The following is a 15,829-nucleotide window of genomic DNA, read 5'->3' on the forward strand; positions in this document are numbered from 1 at the left end:
AAGGCCCCCAAGAGACGATTGGGTTGATAGGCCGGGGATGGAAGCGCGGTAACGTGTGGAGTCGACCGGTACTAATAGGCCGAGTGGCTTGAACACACACAACGTTCAATCCAAATCGCTGCATGAGATGTTCGCGTCCCTGTGTGGTTCCCAGGAAACAACTGGGCACCCGCACAAAACTATAGAATTTTGCCGAGCCTGCTCGGACGAGTCTTCCCGCACCCGCCGCTGGTGGGTGTTTGGGGGTTGGTCGTTCGGTGGTTTTGGCGAGGGGGAAACACCCGGTCCCATCCCGAACCCGGAAGTTAAGCCCTTCAGCGCCGATGGTACTGCACGGGAGACTGTGTGGGAGAGTAGGACACCGCCGGACTCGTATTATGGAAAGGGCCCCGCCGACACCGGCGGGGCCCTTTCTCATTTCTCGGGCTGCTCAACCGTCCATGAGTGCTTTTGCGTAGTTGGAAAGCGAGCGGTTGTACTGCGGCAGGTGGCGCGAGAGCGCGTCGAGTGCGAGTGATACAGCCTCCCGGTCGCGTCCAAGGTCGGTAAGGGCGAGTGCCAGGAACGCGGTGACGGCGTCGTCGAGTTCATCGGAGACTGCGTCCCGTTCCGCGGTCAGTAGATCGACGCTCTCTTCGGCTCGCCCGAGGTTGCGTAGGGTGCTCGCGAACTGGATCGTCGCCTCACGGCGGCGTGGGCCGGTGAGCCCGGCGTCGAAAGCCGACCTGTAAAGGCGGCCTCCGCCTCGTTGCCGATCGAGTCGTGCGCCGATGCCAGCTCGTAGTGTGCGACGGCGTCACCGGCCGGAAGCTCGTCGGTCAGTTCCTGGACCTTCGAGAGGAAGTCTTCGGGGTCGTGGTCATCGAAGGTGGCCCAGAGTTCGGCGACCCGCCGTTCCCACGCCGGCTCTGTGTTGATCATCAAGTAAGGATAGGCGAGGCCGGCCGCATGCGCTGCTGCGGGCTAGGGGTGGGCAGCAAGCGCAACGCCTGTGCAACGTGCGATGAGTGAGAATTGATCTAGTTCGACATTGGTCGGAACCATGGTCGCGCCGGTGCCAACCCACACATCTGCACCGGCGCGGCCACCCCGTCCAGCCGCCCCCACGTCTTGCTTCCCTTCGTCTGCAGGCTGTCGGCGGCGCCAGGACGCTGGCCTGCACGAGCAGGCAGCACCGATATGCGGCTGCGACCACGAATCAGCAGCGGAATCGCGAGAACCAGATGTATGGGACGTGCCGACCCGGCGAGCGTCAGTCCGGCGACCGCCGAGGTGAAGACGGTGACGGCCAGCGCGAACGTCCTTCCTCGGCCGGCCGGAACGGTCGAGCACGGTTCCGGCGAGGCGGCGCAGCCGCGGTGCCCGCGACGCCGGTTCACCACCGAGCAGACCGCCCAGTCCGGCTGGTGCCACCCGCCACGCCTGCCACGAAGGGCGCGGGATAGGTCTTGATCGTCAGGTTGCCCAGGACGGCGACAAGGACCACCGGCCACGAAGGCGGCCCGCCACCCGAACGTGGCGCTGAACCACGCGCCGAGCGGGCCCCGGGCGACCACGGCGCCCCTCAACTCGGCCATCGAACCACGGAGAGGTCGCTGCCCTGCCGGGCGGGCGGGAACGCGCGGCCTTGACCGCGAACACCATCGGCAGGACGGCGGTGAACGGGGCCAGGACCCGCAGCGTCATCAGCGCGGGGGTGGGGCCCAGCGAGCAGGACGGCGAAGTGTCGGTTCGAAGGAGGTCGCCCGTGGCCAGGCTGCGTGACCCGCATCACCGCACCGAGATAGTCGACGCGGTGCTCGACCATCTTGCCGAGCACGGGGTGAGCGGCCTGTTGATGCGTCCATCGCCCAGGCGCTGGGGCAGAGGATGCGCGAGACCTCGTCCGGGGCCAGGTGACCGAGCCTCCCTCCGCCGACCACTTCCGCGATCTGTCCGCCGGCAGCGACGGGGTCACGCTGGCTTTGTGACCATGGCTTGCGAGGAGGCCGTGCCGCACGACGATGGCAGCAGGGACTGGGCCGCCGCCGGCTTCACCGACGGCCCCCTGGCCGTCCCCCTGGCCCAAGAGATCACCACGCTGATCAACGGCCGCTGACTCCGTCCGGCAGCGGGCGATACCGGCGCCGCCGGCTCATCAGACGGCCTATTTCGGATCACTGATCCGAAATAGGTTATTCTGGCTGGGTGGGACGGAGGAAGAGGCGCACCGATGCGCTGCGCGGCGAGTTGCTCGCGGTCGCGGCGGGTTTGCTGGCATCGGGGGGGAGCGGCGCTGTGACGACCCGTGCCGTCGCCTCTGGGGCCGGTTCGTCGCAGGCGGCCGTGAACGAGCTCTTCGGCGGCAAGGCGGGTCTCGCACGCGCGTTGTTCGCCGAGGGGTTCGCCCGGCTGGCCGCCGAGCTGCGGGCGCTGGAGAGCACCGGCGACCCCGAGGCGGACGTGCTGGAACTGGCAATGGCCGTTCGCTCGTTCGCGCGCCGGAGTCCACATCTCTACGAGGTCATGTTCTCCAGGCCGTTCGCCGAGTTCCGGCCCGGCCCGCAGGACGCTCGCGCCGCCGAGGAGATCTACGGACTCGTGCTCGGCCGGGTCACCGTCCTGCTGGGGCCTGACCGCGCTGAAGGGACGGCGAAGGACGCGGCCATCGGGTTGTTCGCCACCGTGCAGGGTCTTGTCGCCCATGAAGCGTCCGGGCTGCTCGGCAGTGGCCCGGAGTCGGCGGATCGCCGCTTCCGCTTCGTCCTCACCGCGGCACTGCGCGGCCTGGCCGCCGCGTCAACGACGGCCCCCGAGAGACCTGACGCGTCATCCCGAAACCGACACCGCCCGGAGACGACATGACCGACGAGCGATTCATCCCTTGGGATCGTCCCAGCCCGCTGCTCACCGCCATCGGCGGCTTCGCCCGGCATGCCACCGACCCGCTCCGCGCCGGCTTCACCGTCGACGCGCCGAAGACGAACGCACGGGGCTTCCTGCACGGCGGCGTGATCGCCGCAGTCGGTGACGTGGCCATCGGTTACGCCCTCGCCGTCCAGAGCGATCCGCCCGCAGGTCTGGTCACCGTCAACCTCTCGTGCGACCTTCTGGGCACCGCGAGGGAGGGGGACTGGGTCGAGGTCGTGGTCACGCCGACGCGTACGGGGCGGCGACTCGCGGCCGGGACGGCCACGTTCACGTCGACTCGCGTCATCGCCCACGTCTCCGCCTTGTTCATGCCGTCCGTCCCGGCGTCCGCGGCCGGCGCCACCGGTGATCGCGCGGCCGTCACGCCGACCTGACCGGTTCGGGGCTACCGGTACCAGCCGTCGTCGGCCCGGCCGAGGGACCGGTTGAGGTAGTCCAGGAGACTCCCGGCCACCCAGCGGCGGCTGTCATCCTCGTGTTCCCAGACGAAGACGTCCGGTCGCGGCGGCGTCTGGACGAAGGCGAACTGGTCACCGCCGCCGTTGTCGCCGAAGAAGAACAGCGCGTCGAAGGGCATGTACAGGTCGGCGAACGAGTCGTCCGACCAGAACTGGAGGTTCTGCTCGACGATCTGCTCCAGCGGCCAGACGGCGTCCACCCCGTGATGCCCGACGATGCCGTTTGTTTCCAGGAGCAGGCCGGTGAGCTCGGACGGCAGCGAACGCCCCAGATGCCGTTCGGCCGCCGTCAGCGCGGCAGCGTTCGCGGGCACCCTGAATTCGACGTCCGTGTATGCCCGGGATGCTGCTTCTCTCCACATGGAGGCAGCTTAGAAGGGGTTGCGTCTCCTGTTGGGGGAGAGGACAAGATGAAGGCTTGGCCCCGCAGGGAGCGCTACCTCCGGCGTGCTCTCGGTGATCATCGCCTGGCGGCGTCCGGACGACCTGACCCCAGCGCTCGACCGGTCCGCCGGCATCCTGCGAGCCCACCGTCCCCGTTCCGATACCTCTGGGTCGCGCTGGATCCACCACCGGGTGCCGGCTCAGCCAGTACTAGCAACGACGTGCCAGACTGCCTGGTATGTCTGGACCGGATCCCAAGGCGGACCTTCGGCGTTACCTGCAGGCTGGACGGGACGCCCTGGTCTGGAAGATGGAAGGGCTCTCGGAGTACGACATCCGCCGCCCGGTGACGCCGACGGGTACCAACCTGCTGGGTCTGGTCAAGCATGTGGCCTGCATGGAGCTGATCTACTTCGGCGATACGTTCGGGCGGCCGTCCGGCGAGGCCATGCCCTGGTTCGACGAGGGCGCCGAACCCAACGCGGACATGTGGGCGACCGCCGATGAGCCGCGTGATCAGATCACGGCGCTGTACCGCCGGGCATGGACGCACTCCGACGCCACGATCGACGCACTGGCGCTGGACGCGCCCGGCCGGGTACCGCACTGGCCGGAGGAGCGGAGTGCGGTGACGCTGCACAGGATCCTGGTGCATGTGATCGCCGAGACCGACCGGCATACCGGTCACGCCGACATCGTCCGGGAACTGATCGACGGTTCCGCGGGGCTCCGGGCCGACAACGCCAACATGCCGCCGGGAGACAGGGCCTGGTGGGAGGACTACCGGGACCGGCTTGAGCGCGTGGCGCGGGAGGCAGGCCGAGGCTGATCATGTCGGCGAGATGCAGGGACGGCGGAGCCGGTGCAATGGCCGTCACCCAGGTCGTGGCCCTGCTTTGCGTCGGGATCATTCACGGTGGTTCGATCAGCCGAGGATGAGGGGGAGCTTCGCGGGGATTTCGCTCAGCGTAGCCGTCTCCGTGCCGGTCGGTGTGCGGCTTCCGGTGCCGACCAGTAGCGCGTTCTTGTCGGAGAACGAGGCGGGGAACGGGGTTCCGGCGATCTTCTCCAGTGCCGCGCGTGCCGCCGCGAGGGTTTCGGCGGGCGGGACGGCGGCCGACGGGAGGTGCGCGATCAGGTCGAGGTGGTGCAGGGTCCATTCGAGCACGTACGCGGACAGGTAGTCGCCTACGGTCAGCACCTTGTCCTGGGTGCTGACGCGGGCGTCGGGATCGGCGAGTCCGGCGGCGCGGCCCGCGGCGGATCCGACGTCGTCGAGGTGGAACTTGAGCAGCCGGGGCTCGACGTATGCGGCGGCCAGCCGGGGGATCAGCGCATCGAGCGGGTCCTCACCGGTCGGGGGCTCGACGAGGTCCCAGTAGGTGACCGCGTCCGCGGTCGGTTCGGTTTCGGCGGGCGTGACCAGGGTGATCAGGACGTCCTGGGCGTCGATGACCAGGTGGCACACGAGGTCCCGCACGAGCCATCCGGTACAGCCGGACGGCCGCTCGTAGTCCTCGTCCGGGGTTTCGGCGACCGCTGTGCGCAACGCTGTCCAGGAGCGTGAGAAGAGATCCACTTCGTCACGCTAGTGCCGGACCGGAGGGGCGGACAAAACGCTTTCGGGTCGGGCGTGCGGCGATGGGGGATGCGTTCAGTCGGGCAAATTCCTTGCCAGTGTTCACTGGCCAGATTCAGCCAGATGGCTTTACCTGATCATGGTCGGGATGTTTGTATCCATTGCACTGCAGAACAAGAAAGGAGCTGAGTCGCTCCGCGTGCAAGTCGGATGATGTCGATGTCATCTCCGCTCCTGGCTGTTTCCTGAGCAAGTGGAAGGTGTCCCCACCATGACCAGATTCGCCATGCGTTCCGTTCTTGTGCTGCCCTCGGCCATTGCGCTGACGGCAGGAATCCTGGCGGCGCCGGCCGCTGCGGCGGGTGTCGCCGATGGCCCCCGCGCGAGCGCCGCCGCCCTGCCGAGCTGCACTCATTTCACCGACATAAAGGTGAGCAAGGGCGTTGTCCGCTACCCGTCCGTGGGTGCGAACACGAAAGATATCAAGTGCAAGCTCCAACTGGGCGACCACAACTGGGGCGTGGTGGCCCTGCAGCAATGGCTGCGGTTCTGCAATGATGCCAAACAGGTCGAAGTCGACGGCATCTACGGCCCCGTCACCCGCGACGTCATCCTCTGGCTTCAGGCGTCCAAAGGCATACCCGCGGACGGCGTCTACGGCCCGCAGACGATGGAGATCCTCGGAAAAGCGGTGTACCAGGGCAACACGCGTGTGGGCTGCAGCGCTTGACGCTCGTCACCGGGTAGCCGGGCGTGCGGGCACCGGGGCCCGGCGGGGAGAGCGGGCGCGGGCTGATGATCGTCACCGGGGTGGCGGAACGCTGGGTGCGGCACGCGGAGACGGGCACCTGCGTTCGGGCGGAGTTGGTCCGTAAAGCGCTGGTTCGCGGTGAGTTCGCCGACCGGCCGTCTCCGACGACGTAGGCTGCTCGGGTGGCTGAGAAGTTGTGGCAGATCGAACCGTCAGGGCCGCTGCGCGGCGACGTCACCGTGCGGGGGGCGAAGAACGCGGTCAGCAAGCACATGGTCGCGGCGATGCTGGGAGACGGGCCGAGCACGATCGGCAACGCGCCGGACGTCGGCGAGGTCGGGATCACGGCCGGGATGCTGGAGCACGTCGGGATGACCGTGGAGCGGGCCAACGGCGACGTGACGGTCGTGCCGGGGCCCGTGACGGACCCGAGCGTCGGCAAGGCGTTCACCGGGTTGAACCGCATCCCGATCCTGATGCTGGGGCCGCTGCTGCACCTGACTGGTGAGGCGTTCGTGCCGCTGGTCGGCGGCGACCCGATCGGCAGACGGCCGGTCGACTTCCATGTGGACGCGCTCAGGGCCTTCGGGGCCGAGATGACGCACGCGGCCGACGGGATCCACGCGCGGGCTTCGCGGCTGGTGGGGGCGCGGATCGAGCTTCCGTACCCGAGTGTCGGCGCCACCGAGACGGTGCTGCTGGCGGCCGTGCGGGCACAGGGCAAGACCGTCATCCGCAACGCGGCCACCGAGCCGGAGATCATCGAGCTGGCGCTGTTCCTGCAGCGGATGGGCGCCCGGATCTCGTTCGCGCCCGACCGCCGGATCGTGGTGGAGGGCGTCGAGCGGCTGAACGGCGCGCTGACGCGGCTGGAGGGCGACCGGATCGAGGCGTTCTCCTACCTGGTGGCGGGGCTGGTCACCCGGGGCGAGGTGCGGGTGCACGGGTGCCCGCAGGACCGGCTCGTCACCGCGATCACGACGCTGGCCAGGATGGGCGCGGAGTTCGAGATCACCGATGACTGGATCATGGCGTCGGCGCCGGACGGGCTGAGCCCCGCGGCGGTGCAGACCGACACGCATCCCGGGTTCGCGACGGACTGGCAGACGCCCCTGATGGTGCTGTTCACGCAGGCGGAGGGCATGTCGGTCCTGCACGAGACCGTGTACGAGAACAGGCTCGCCTACGTGCCGGCGCTGCAGAGCATGGGCGCGGAGATCGAGGTCTACGACACCTGCCTGGGCGGACCGGCGTGCCGGTACCACGACACGGCGGCTCTGCATTCGGCCGTCGTGCGGGGAGTGAGCAAACTGCGCGGCGGTGACGTGACCATGCCCGACATCCGGGCCGGGTTCTCGGCGGTGCTGGCGGCGGCGGTGGCCGAGGGGCCGTCGACGCTGCGGGGGGTGCACCACATCGAGCGCGGCTACCACCGGCCGGTGGAGCAGTTCCGGGCCCTGGGGCTGGCGCTCCGGGCGGGCTAGCGGACGACGTTCACGGTCGTGTCCGGCCAGGTGAAGGTGAGCGCGCCGCCGACGGGCAGGTCGCGCCAGAGCGGTGCCAGCTCGTCCAGGTGGCTCAGGATGCGGTCGACGGTGGGCAGGTCCTCGGGCGGGACCGGCTCGCGGGCGGCCCACTCGGGTGTCTCGGCGCCGGCGCGGCGGCGCCAGACGATGTCGCACAGGCCCGCGAAGTACTCCGAGCGGGCCATGTCACCGCGGTCCGCCCTGGCCAGGGACGCCTCGCGCTTCTTCAGCCTGCGCTGCTCCCGGGCCCGCCTGCGCGGGTCGCCGGGCGTGGCGTCCGTCTGCACGAAGCCGCCCCCGCCCGCCGCGGCCCGCCCGTAGACGCCGGATGTCAGCCCCAGCTCCGCCTCGGCCAGGTAGTGGACGAGGTCGTGCGGGATGTTCTCGTCGTATCCGGGAGCGGGGTCCATCCGGCGGGGACCGCGTCCCGGAAGGGTGATGACGGTCGCGTACCGCCGTTCACCTGTGCGTTCGAAGGTGACCTCCATGCCGCCAGGCTAGGCCGGGTGATTCACCGTGCGCATTCCCTTTTCTGGCGGTACTACGGTGGGTTGATCACCGGCGTGGAGGGGGCGATCGTGGACTTCGACCGGCAGGACCCCTACCCCCATTACGCCCACGCCAGGGCGGCGGACGGGCTGAGGTTCGTCCCCGGCCTGGGCGCGTGGCTCATCGCCCGGCACGCCGATGCGCGGACGGTGCTGCGCGATCCGGAGACCTTCTCCTCCGCGAACGCGATGCGGCCGGAAGTGATACCTGGGCCGGAGGCGATGGCGGTGCTGCGGTCGGTGCCGGAAGGCGGGCCGGTCGTGGTCACCGCCGACGGCGACGATCACCGCCGGGTGCGCGACCCGCTGTCGAGGGGGCTCTCGCCGAAGCGCGTCGCGGCGGCCGTCCCGTTCGTCACCGGACGGGCGGAGGAACTGGTCGCCTCGTTCAAGGCCGATCGTCGCGTCGAGCTGATGGGACGGTACGCGCGCGTCCTTCCGGGCGAGGTGATCGGGCATCTGCTCGGCATCGGCCCCGCGGACGTGCCCGCCCTCATCGAGGGGAGCTACCGGGCCGAGGACCTGATCTTCCGCGAGATGGACACGGACGAGCAGGTCGCGGCGGCCGAGGACGTCGCCGGGATGAAGCGGGTCCTGGACGCCGTCGTGCGCGGCCGCGGCGGGGAACCGGGGAACGACCTGTGCGGCGAGATGATCAGAGGGATCGAGCCGCATGCCACGCTCCTGTCGAACCTGCAGAACCTGCTGCTCGCCGGGCACATGACGACGACGGCGCTGATCGGCACCGCCGTGCTGCATCTGCTGCGCGACCGCGGGCAGTGGGAGACGATCTGCGAACGGCCCGAGCTGATCCCCGCCGCGGTCGAGGAGGCCGCCCGGTACGACGCCGCCGTCCAGGGCTTCCGGCGGGTCGCCACCCGTCCCGTCACGCTGGCGGGGACCGACCTGCCCGAGGGCGCCGAGCTGTTCGTCGCGTTCGGCGCGGCCGGACGCGACCCGGACGCCCACGAGCGTCCCGGCGAGTTCGACGTCACGCGTAAGCCCGCGCGGCACCTGGCGTTCGGGCACGGCGTCCACGCGTGCCCCGGCGCGCACCTCGCCCGCGAGCAGCTCCGGATCACCCTGGAGACGCTGACCAGGGAACTGCCCGGCCTGCGGCTCGAAGGACCGGTGGAGATGCTGCCGAACCTCATCCACCGTTCGCCCAGGGAGCTGTTCCTTACCTGGTGATGGCCGAAAGCTGCAAGACGGATGCGCAGGCGGCGGTCACGCTGGAGCCATGGATATCAACAAGGCATCCGACTTCATGGCCACGCACGCGCGTACGCTCGACCGCCGCCGGTTCGAGGTGCTGACGGGCGAGGGCGACCGGGACGCGCTGCTCGCCGCACTGAACGCCTACCGGAATCCCGACGGCGGATACGGCCACGGCCTTGAGCCCGACCTGCGGTCGAGGACGAGCCAGCCGGGGCCCGCCCTGCACGCGTTCGAGGTCTTCGCGGAACTGGCCCCCGTCGCGGCCCCCGAGGCCGTCGCGCTCTGCGACTGGCTGGAGTCGGTGACGCTGCCGGACGGCGGCCTGCCGTTCGCGCTGCACATCCCGGACGCGGCGGGGTGCGCGCCGTTCTGGGCGGGCGCCGATCCGGAGACCTCCTCGCTGCAGATCACCGCGGTGGTCGCGGCGAAGGCCCAGCGCGTCGCCGTCCATGACGAGGCGGTCGCCGGCCATCCCTGGCTCGGCCGCGCCACCCGCTACTGCCTCGACACCGCCCGGACGAAGGACGAACTGCACGCCCTTGAGCTGGAGTTCACCTTGTGGCTGGCCGACGCCGTCCGCGACACCGAGCTCATCGACCTGCTCGGCGGGCACATCCCGGAGACCGGTCTCGTCCATGTCCAGGGCGGGCTGGAGGACGAGATGCTGCGGCCGCTCGACTTCGCGCCCTACCCCGGCCGTCCCGTCCGGGCCCTCTTCGCGCCCGAGGTCGTGGCCGCCGAGCTGCGGCGCCTCGACGAGCGGCAGCAGGACGACGGCGGATGGCGGGTCGACTTCGCCAGCTACTCGCCCGCCGCGGAACTGGAATGGCGCGGCTACGCGACCGTCGATGCCGTCTCCGTCCTGACCGCCGCCACCGGACGCTGAGTCCGGCACGTCGGGGCGCCGCACCCGGTGGCGGGCCGCGCGTTCGTGGGATGATTGAGACGCAGGTCACAACCACTCCCGCGGCACCGGAGGCTCCCGATGGACGACGGCCCTGGCCACACGGCGCTCACCCCCCTCGCGTTCCTCAAGCGGTCGGCGGAGGTGTTCCCCGGCAAGACCGCCTACACCTACGGGGACCGGCGCGCGACCTACGCGGAGTTCGCCGCCGAGGCGACCCGGCTCGCGCACGCGCTGCGGGCGTCGGGGGTCGGGCCGGGCGACCGGGTGGCCTACCTGGCGCCGAACATCCCCGAGCTGCTGGTGGCGCACTTCGGCGTGCCGCTCGCCGGGGGCGTCCTCGTCGCGGTCAACACGCGGCTGGCCCCGGAGGAGATCCGCTACATCCTCGGCCATTCGGGAGCGAAGGCACTGGTCGTGGACGCGGGCCTGCATCCGTCCGTGGCGCCGCTCGCGGGCGCGCTGCCCGAGATCGTCACTGTCCCGGCCACCGGGTGCGAACCGGATCCGGCCGTCGGCGGCATCACGTACGGGGACCTGCTGGCGCGCGGCTCGGACGACCCGCTGCCCTGGGAGGCCGGCGACGAGAACGCCGCCATCTCGATCAACTACACGTCCGGCACCACGGGACGGCCGAAAGGCGTCGTCTACACCCACCGCGGCGCCTACCTCAACGCGCTGGGGGAGGTGACGCACTCGCGGCACACGCCCGAAAGCGTCTACCTGTGGACGCTGCCGATGTTCCACTGCAACGGGTGGTGCACGCCGTGGGCGCTCGCCGCGATCGGCGGGACGCAGGTGTGCCTGCGCGCCGTCGTCGCCGGCGAGGTCTGGCGGCTGATCGGCACCGAGGGCGTCACGCACCTCAACGGCGCGCCGACCGTGCTGGTGACGATCGCGAACGCGGCCGAGGCGCGCCCGCTGGAGCGGCCGCTGACCGTCACGACCGCGGGCGCGCCGCCGAGCCCCACGATCATCGGGCAGATGGAGGCGCTCGGGGCCGGCATCGTCCACGTCTACGGGCTGACGGAGACCTACGGGCCGTACTCGGTGTGCGAGCCGCAGCCCGGATGGCCCGCGATGCCCGCGCCGGACCGGGCCCGGCTGCTGGCCCGGCAGGGCGTCGGCATGATCCAGACGGACGGGCTGCGCGTCGTCGACGAGGACATGGACGACGTCCCGGCGGACGGGGAGACGCTCGGTGAGATCGTCATGCGCGGCAACAACGTCATGAAGGGCTACCACCGGGACGAGGAGGCGACCGCGAAGGCCTTCCGCGGCGGCTGGTTCCACTCCGGCGACCTCGGTGTCCGCCATCCGGACGGGTACGTCGAGCTGCGCGACCGGTCCAAGGACATCATCATCTCAGGCGGCGAGAACATCTCGACCGTGGAGGTGGAGCGCGCGATCGACTCGCATCCGGCCGTCCTGGAGGTCGCGGTCGTCGCGGTCCCGGACGAGAAATGGGGCGAGCGGCCCAAGGCGTTCGTGGTGCTGCGCGACGGGAAGGCCGCGACCGAGGCCGACCTGATCGGGCACGTCCGGGAGAGCCTCGCCCGGTTCAAGGCGCCCGACTCGGTGGAGTTCGTGGCCGGGCTGCCGAAGACGTCCACCGGCAAGATCCAGAAGTTCCAGCTCCGCGAGAAGGAGTGGGCGGGCGCGGACCGCCGCGTGCGGGGCTGACCGGCGGCGGGAGGAAGCGGCGAAAACGCCCGCCGCGCGGCGTCTCCGGCAGGTGAGGACCGGCGGTTCGTGGGAAGTGTTCCCAGGGCGAGGGGCCGGGTCTGCGGCCGTCGAGCGCGAGAGGGGAGCGGGATGTCGCCCACGGGTAAGCCGGCCACCGGGAAGCCCACCATGGGGAAGCCGACCGGGAACGTGCTGATCGTGGGGGCGGGCCCGACCGGTCTCCTGCTGGCGGGGGACCTGGCCGCGGCCGGGATCGGCTGCACGGTGCTGGAACGCCGCGACGAGGAGACGAGCAACCTGACGCGGGCGTTCGCCGTGCACGCCCGCACGCTGGAGATGCTGGACGCGCGGGGCGTCGCGGACGAACTGGCCGCGACGGGCGAGCGGGCCGGTGCCGTGCAGGTGCTGCGGACCACGAGCCTCGACCTTTCGCGGCTGCCGGGCCGGTACCCGTACGTGCTGGTCACGCCGCAGTACGAGACCGAGCGCGTGCTGCGGGAGCGGGCACTGGCCGCGGGCGCGGAGATCGTGCACGGTGCCGAGGTCACCGGGCTCCGCCAGGACGCGGCGGGCGTCGACGTCGACGTGCGGATGCCGGGCGGTGAGCAGACCCGCCGCGCATCCTACGTCGTCGGTGCCGACGGGGTCCGCAGCATCGTCCGGCGTTCGCTGGGACTGCCCTTCCCGGGCCACTCTGCGGTGCGGTCGGTGATGCTGGCCGACGTCCGGCTGGACGAGGCGCCCGCCGGCGTCCTCACGGTCAACGCGGTCGGCGACGCGTTCGCCTTCCTGGCGCCGTTCGGGGACGGGTGGTACCGGGTGATCGCCTGGAACCGGCGCCACCAGCCGCCCGACTCCGAGCCCGTCGACATGGACGAGCTGCGGGAGGTGACGCGCCGCGCCTTCGGCACCGACCACGGCATGCACGACCCGCGCTGGACCTCGCGCTTCCACAGCGACGAGCGGCAGGTGCCGAAGTACCGGGTGGGCCGGGTGTTCCTCGCGGGCGACGCCGCGCACGTCCACACGCCCGCGGGCGGGCAGGGCATGAACACCGGGATCCAGGACGCCGCGAACCTCGGCTGGAAGCTGGCGGCGGAGCTGTGGGGCTGGGCCCCGTCGTGGCTGCTCGACAGCTACCACGAGGAGCGCCATCCGATCGGGCGGCTCGTCGTGCGCGGCAGCGGCGCGGCGCTGCGGTTCGTCCTCACCGAGCCGCTCTGGCTGCGCAGGGCCCGCACCGCCGCGGCGTGGGCGGCGACCCGCACCCGGCCGGTCGCGCGGCGGCTGGCGGGCGCCGTGTCCGGCATCGACATCGCCTACCCGGCGCCGCGCGGATCCCACCGCTTGACCGGCAGGCGCGCACCGGACGTGCCGCTGGCCGGAAGCCCGGGACGGCTCTACCGCCTGCTCGGCGACGGCGCCTTCGTGCTGGTGGTCGCGGCGAACGACCCGGCGGTGACCTACCTGGCGACCAAGCGGTGGGCGGGCCGCGTTCACTGCGCGCTGGCCGGCGCCGCGACCCGCACGACGGCGCTGGTGCGGCCGGACGGCTACATCGCGTGGGCGACCGACGAAACGGCGCCCGACCGGCGGGCCGCGGCGATCCGCGACGCCCTGAACCGGTGGTGCGGGCAGCCCGCCGACCGGGCCGTCCACGAACCACAGCCGATCGACGGAGGGCTCGAACCATGACGGACGGCACCGTGGGACCTGACACCGGGGGACCTGACACCGGGGGACCTGACACCGGGGGACCTGACACCGGAGGACCTGACACCGGAGGACCTGACACCGGAGGACCTGACACCGGAGGACCTGACACCGGAGGACCTGACACCGGAGGACCTGACACCGTGGGATCCAACACCGTGGGATCCAACGCGGGGGAACGCGCCGCGGGGGGCCGGAACGTCGCCCGCAAACTGATCGCCTCGCATCTGGTGAGCGGCGAGATGGCGCCCGGCCGCGAGATCGGGATCCACGTCGACCAGACCCTCACCCAGGACGCGACCGGCACGATGGTGATGCTGGAGCTGGAGGCCCTCGACCTGGACCGGGTCCGGACGGACGTGTCGGTCCAGTACGTCGACCACAACCTTCTCCAGGCCGACGAGCGCAACATGGCCGACCACATCTTCCTGCGGTCGGCGTGCCGCCGCTACGGCCTCTGGTACTCCAAGGCGGGCAACGGCGTCTCGCATCCGACGCACATGCAGCGGTTCGGGGTGCCGGGCGCCACGATGGTCGGCTCCGACTCCCACACCTGCGCGGCGGGGTCGCTCGGGATGCTCGCGGTCGGCGTCGGCGGGCTGGAGGTCGCGATGGCGATGGCGGGGGAACCGCTGCACGTGACGATGCCGGAGATCTGGGGCGTTCGGCTGACCGGCGAGCTGCCGCCGTGGCTGAGCGCCAAGGACGTGATCCTGGAGATGCTGCGGCGGCACGGCGTGCGCGGCGGCGTGAACCGGATCATCGAGTACCACGGCCCCGGCCTCGCCTCCCTGACCGCGATGGACCGGCATGTCATCGCGAACATGGGCGCCGAGCTGGGCGCGACGACGACGGTGTTCCCCGCGGACGAGCGGGTCCTGGAGTTCCTGCGCGGCGAGGGACGCGAGGGCGACTACACCGAGATCGTCGCCGACCCGGACGCGTCCTACGACGTCACCGAGGAGATCGACCTGTCGTCCCTGGAGCCGCTGATCGCCCGCCCCAGCTCGCCCGGCGACGTCGTGCCGGTGCGCGAGGTGGCGGGGGAGGAGGTCCACCAGGTCGTCGTCGGGTCGTCGGCGAACCCGGGGCTGCGCGACTTCGCGTCCGTCGCCGCGATCGTCAAGGGCCGCCAGGTGCCGCCGCAGGTGTCGCTGGACGTCAACCCGACGTCCCGGCAGATCCTCGTCGACCTGACCCGGATGGGCGCGACCGCGGACCTCGTCCAGGCGGGCGCCCGCATCCACCAGGCGGGCTGCCTCGGCTGCATCGGCATGGGGCAGGCGCCCGCGATCGGACGCAACAGCCTCCGGACGTTCCCGCGCAACTTCCCCGGGCGGTCCGGCACCAAGGACGACCGGGTCTGGCTCTGCTCACCCGAGACCGCCGCCGCGGCCGCGCTCACCGGCCGGATCACCGACCCGCGCGACCTGGACATGGACCCGCCCGCCGTCCGGCTGCCGGACAGGTCCAGCGTCAACCGGGAGATGCTCGAAGGCCCGCCGCCGGAGGACGAGGCCCGCGCCGTCGAGCTGGAGAAGGCGCCGAGCATCGGCGTCCTGCCCGAACTGGACCCGCTGCCCGACGAGCTGGAGGTCCCCGTCGTCATCAAGGTCGGCGACGACGTGTCCACCGACGAGATCCTCCAGGCGGGCGCGCGCGCCCTGCCGTACCGGAGCGACATCGCCAGGCTGGCGGACTTCGCGTTCACCCGGCTCGACGAGGGCTACCCGGAGCGGGCGCGGGCGGCGGGGCCGCACGCCGTGGTCGGCGGCCGCAACTACGGGCAGGGGTCCTCGCGCGAGCACGCCGCGATCGCGCCCCGCCACCTCGGGCTCCGGCTCGTCCTGGTCCGCGGATACGCCCGGATCCACTGGCAGAACCTCGTGAACTTCGGGATCCTGCCGATCGAGTTCGCCGACGAGGCCGACTACGACCGCGTCGAGCAGGGCGACGTGCTGCGCATCGGGAACGTCCGCGACGCGCTGAAGGCCGGGAACGAGATCGAGGTGCGCAACACCACCAAGGACGAGACGTACCGGGCGCGCCACCGGCTGTCGCCGCGGCAGCGGGACCTGGTCACCGCCGGCGGCCAGATCCCGCTGCTCCGCGAACGCGCCGCGACGGGGCGGTGAGCCCCGTCGCGGCATAT

At 71.2% G+C, this 15,829-nt stretch carries 14 protein-coding genes and 2 rRNA genes; 12 read left to right on the forward strand and 4 right to left on the reverse strand.

Annotated features, from left to right (window positions below):
* Together E1285_RS19585 and rrf are read left to right on the forward strand one after the other, a co-directional pair.
* Positions 1-96 (forward strand): 23S ribosomal RNA (locus tag E1285_RS19585); the annotation flags it as partial.
* Between the two features lie 157 nt (positions 97-253).
* Positions 254-370: ribosomal RNA gene (rrf, locus tag E1285_RS19590) — 5S ribosomal RNA — on the forward strand.
* A gap of 245 nt (positions 371-615) precedes the next feature.
* On the opposite strand, the gene E1285_RS47415 is transcribed toward rrf, so the two are convergent.
* Positions 616-921: a hypothetical protein gene (locus E1285_RS47415; protein WP_243722913.1), complete on the reverse strand. Its 306-nt coding sequence runs from the start codon at positions 919-921 to the stop codon at positions 616-618.
* 1,266 nt (positions 922-2,187) lie between these two features.
* On the opposite strand from E1285_RS47415, the gene E1285_RS19600 reads away from it, so the two are divergent.
* A complete protein-coding gene (locus E1285_RS19600) occupies positions 2,188-2,844 on the forward strand; it encodes a TetR-like C-terminal domain-containing protein (protein WP_165966674.1) in 657 nt (218 codons plus the stop codon).
* Complete coding sequence (locus tag E1285_RS19605; RefSeq protein WP_132154097.1) at positions 2,841-3,284, forward strand: PaaI family thioesterase; 444 nt, start codon at positions 2,841-2,843, stop codon at positions 3,282-3,284. The genes E1285_RS19600 and E1285_RS19605 overlap by 4 nt, the downstream gene beginning before the upstream one ends.
* Before the next feature lie 11 nt (positions 3,285-3,295).
* Here E1285_RS19605 and E1285_RS19610 read toward each other — a convergent pair whose 3' ends face one another.
* A complete protein-coding gene (locus E1285_RS19610; RefSeq protein ID WP_207946675.1) occupies positions 3,296-3,682 on the reverse strand; it encodes an SMI1/KNR4 family protein in 387 nt (128 codons plus the stop codon).
* A 308-nt stretch (positions 3,683-3,990) separates the two neighbouring features.
* Between E1285_RS19610 and E1285_RS19615 the strand changes: the two genes are divergently transcribed.
* The gene (locus E1285_RS19615) at positions 3,991-4,581 is read left to right on the forward strand and encodes a DinB family protein (RefSeq protein ID WP_132154101.1); all 591 of its coding nucleotides are present in this window, start codon (positions 3,991-3,993) and stop codon (positions 4,579-4,581) included.
* A gap of 96 nt (positions 4,582-4,677) precedes the next feature.
* On the opposite strand, the gene E1285_RS19620 is transcribed toward E1285_RS19615, so the two are convergent.
* Positions 4,678-5,331 carry a maleylpyruvate isomerase N-terminal domain-containing protein gene (locus E1285_RS19620; RefSeq protein WP_132154103.1) on the reverse strand — a complete coding sequence of 218 codons (654 nt, stop codon included), beginning with the start codon at positions 5,329-5,331 and terminating at the stop codon, positions 4,678-4,680.
* Positions 5,332-5,602: 271 nt separating this feature from the next.
* Between E1285_RS19620 and E1285_RS19625 the strand changes: the two genes are divergently transcribed.
* Complete coding sequence (locus E1285_RS19625) at positions 5,603-6,061, forward strand: peptidoglycan-binding domain-containing protein (protein WP_132154105.1); 459 nt, start codon at positions 5,603-5,605, stop codon at positions 6,059-6,061.
* 203 nt (positions 6,062-6,264) lie between these two features.
* Entirely contained in the window at positions 6,265-7,566 is a 1,302-nt protein-coding gene (gene murA / locus E1285_RS19630) for a UDP-N-acetylglucosamine 1-carboxyvinyltransferase (protein WP_132154107.1), read from the forward strand.
* Here the strand turns inward: murA and E1285_RS19635 are convergent.
* Positions 7,563-8,096: a hypothetical protein gene (locus E1285_RS19635; protein ID WP_132154109.1), complete on the reverse strand. Its 534-nt coding sequence runs from the start codon at positions 8,094-8,096 to the stop codon at positions 7,563-7,565. The genes murA and E1285_RS19635 overlap by 4 nt on opposite strands.
* 63 nt (positions 8,097-8,159) lie before the next feature.
* Here E1285_RS19635 and E1285_RS19640 point away from each other — a divergent pair, with 63 nt between their 5' ends.
* The 5 genes from E1285_RS19640 to E1285_RS19660 all read left to right on the forward strand — a co-directional run bounded on the left by E1285_RS19640 (position 8,160) and on the right by E1285_RS19660 (position 15,812).
* Positions 8,160-9,347 (forward strand): cytochrome P450, encoded by a 1,188-nt coding sequence (locus E1285_RS19640; protein ID WP_132154111.1) that lies wholly within the window; start codon positions 8,160-8,162, stop codon positions 9,345-9,347.
* A 49-nt stretch (positions 9,348-9,396) separates the two neighbouring features.
* On the forward strand, positions 9,397-10,260 hold the full coding sequence (locus tag E1285_RS19645) for a hypothetical protein (RefSeq protein WP_132154114.1): 864 nt from the start codon (positions 9,397-9,399) through the stop codon (positions 10,258-10,260).
* Between the two features lie 99 nt (positions 10,261-10,359).
* Positions 10,360-11,961 carry an acyl--CoA ligase family protein gene (locus E1285_RS19650; protein WP_132154116.1) on the forward strand — a complete coding sequence of 534 codons (1,602 nt, stop codon included), beginning with the start codon at positions 10,360-10,362 and terminating at the stop codon, positions 11,959-11,961.
* A gap of 132 nt (positions 11,962-12,093) precedes the next feature.
* The gene (locus tag E1285_RS19655; RefSeq protein ID WP_132154118.1) at positions 12,094-13,659 is read left to right on the forward strand and encodes an FAD-dependent monooxygenase; all 1,566 of its coding nucleotides are present in this window, start codon (positions 12,094-12,096) and stop codon (positions 13,657-13,659) included.
* A gap of 161 nt (positions 13,660-13,820) precedes the next feature.
* Positions 13,821-15,812 carry an aconitate hydratase gene (locus tag E1285_RS19660; protein ID WP_243722914.1) on the forward strand — a complete coding sequence of 664 codons (1,992 nt, stop codon included), beginning with the start codon at positions 13,821-13,823 and terminating at the stop codon, positions 15,810-15,812.
* Positions 15,813-15,829 lie beyond the last annotated feature (17 nt).

The sequence above is a fragment of the Actinomadura sp. 7K507 genome, assembly GCF_004348425.1.
GTDB lineage: Bacteria > Actinomycetota > Actinomycetes > Streptosporangiales > Streptosporangiaceae > Spirillospora.

Bases quoted from the DNA above. Each gene is read 5' to 3' on its own strand.
- E1285_RS47415 (WP_243722913.1), bottom strand. From the start codon at position 921: ATGATCAACACAGAGCCGGCGTGGGAACGGCGGGTCGCCGAACTCTGG.
- E1285_RS19605 (WP_132154097.1), top strand. From the start codon at position 2,841: ATGACCGACGAGCGATTCATCCCTTGGGATCGTCCCAGCCCGCTGCTC.
- E1285_RS19615 (WP_132154101.1), top strand. From the start codon at position 3,991: ATGTCTGGACCGGATCCCAAGGCGGACCTTCGGCGTTACCTGCAGGCT.
- E1285_RS19625 (WP_132154105.1), top strand. From the start codon at position 5,603: ATGACCAGATTCGCCATGCGTTCCGTTCTTGTGCTGCCCTCGGCCATT.
- E1285_RS19635 (WP_132154109.1), bottom strand. From the start codon at position 8,096: ATGGAGGTCACCTTCGAACGCACAGGTGAACGGCGGTACGCGACCGTC.
- E1285_RS19645 (WP_132154114.1), top strand. From the start codon at position 9,397: ATGGATATCAACAAGGCATCCGACTTCATGGCCACGCACGCGCGTACG.
- E1285_RS19650 (WP_132154116.1), top strand. From the start codon at position 10,360: ATGGACGACGGCCCTGGCCACACGGCGCTCACCCCCCTCGCGTTCCTC.
- E1285_RS19655 (WP_132154118.1), top strand. From the start codon at position 12,094: ATGTCGCCCACGGGTAAGCCGGCCACCGGGAAGCCCACCATGGGGAAG.